Genomic DNA, 1,575 nt, shown 5'->3' with positions numbered 1-1,575 from the left:
CTCTATTGGTTTGTTTTTAAGAATAACCTTAAGGCTCAAAATGGATTTATTCTTCTCGCCAGCTATGTGTTTTATGGTTGGTGGGATTGGCGGTTTTTGGGGTTGATTGCTTTTAGTTCTTTGGTGGATTATATCTGTGGGCTGAAAATAGGAGATGCAGAGGACACTTTCAAAAGGAAAGTTTACTTGGGTATCAGCTTGGGCGTAAATCTTGGCTTATTGGGTTTCTTTAAGTATTTCAACTTTTTTATAGAATCCGCTACGGATTTGATCAATACAGCGGGTTTTCAGGCCAACCCTTATTCCCTGCAATTGATCCTTCCTGTAGGCATCAGCTTTTATACTTTTCAGACGATGAGCTATACGATTGATATCTACAGGAGACAAATGATGCCGACCAAAGATGCAGTGGCTTTCTTTGCTTATGTCAGTTTTTTTCCGCAATTGGTGGCCGGGCCGATAGAAAGGGCTGCTAACTTATTACCTCAATTTTTTAAAAGACGTGAATTTATCTATGAAAGAGGAACAGAAGGGTTAAAGCTAATACTTTGGGGTTTGTTCAAAAAAGTAGTGATCGCTGATAATTGCGCCATGGTGGTGAATCCAATTTTCGCCAATTACTCAGATGCTTCTGGACTAGAATTGGTTTTAGGGGCAGTTTTATTCGCTTTTCAAATCTATGGTGACTTTTCGGGATACTCTGATATAGCTATAGGTACAGGAAAACTTTTGGGTTATGATTTGATGACTAATTTTAGGACTCCCTATTTTAGCAGGGATATTGCGGAGTTTTGGAGACGTTGGCATATTAGCCTATCCACTTGGTTTCGTGATTATGTGTATATCCCTTTAGGAGGGTCTCAATTGAGCGAATGGCTAAGCATCAGGAATATCTTTTTTATCTTCTTGGTTTCAGGTTTTTGGCATGGGGCAAATTGGACATTTGTATTTTGGGGAGGATTAAATGCCATATATTTTATACCAGTGTTTTTGCAGAAAAAGAATAGAAGATTCACCGATAATGCTGCGGAAGGCAAATATTGGCCTTCTTTAAAAGAGTCTGGGCAAATTACATTCACTTTTGGATTAATATGTTTTGCTTGGATATTCTTTCGGTCTGCATCCATAACAGATGCCTTTGCATATATACAGGGAATTTATTTAAACCCCTTTTTACCCCAAAATTTTGGATTTATTTCTTATGACTTAAGACTCGCATTATTGTTATTCATATTATTGGAGTGGGTAGGTAGAATTTATGGGAATTGGTTATTCATGTTTCCTCAAAAACGATGGAGATACGCTGCCTATGCATCCGTTTTATATGCTGTAATTTTTTGGGGTGTATTTAGTGAACCTGTAGATTTCATCTACTTTCAGTTTTGATGGAAAGGTTTCTAAAGAAAGTTATTTTTATGATTGCTATTTTATTGGTGCTTTACCCTCTTGTAACTTTAATAATTGGCGAGGTAAGACCACATGGATTTTTTTCAAATATCAAAAATGCAAAAGGAGCTCATGGATTTATGTGGACGAGAATGAGGGAAGCAAATACCACCACAGATATCGATGTTT

Annotated in this window: 2 protein-coding genes; both read left to right on the top strand. The window is 37.1% G+C overall.

The features are described 5' to 3' along the window. Positions 1-1,386 (top strand): MBOAT family protein (locus tag ACEW8U_RS17740; RefSeq protein WP_373523393.1); only part of this gene is annotated, 1,386 nt, incomplete at its 5' end. Then, positions 1,386-1,575 (top strand): hypothetical protein (locus ACEW8U_RS17735; protein WP_373523392.1); only part of this gene is annotated, 190 nt, incomplete at its 3' end. The genes ACEW8U_RS17740 and ACEW8U_RS17735, both read left to right, overlap by 1 nt.

Origin of the sequence: Aquiflexum sp. (genome assembly GCF_041751335.1) — a bacterium.
GTDB lineage: Bacteria > Bacteroidota > Bacteroidia > Cytophagales > Cyclobacteriaceae > Aquiflexum.
This window is presented reverse-complemented; position numbering and strand designations above follow the sequence as displayed.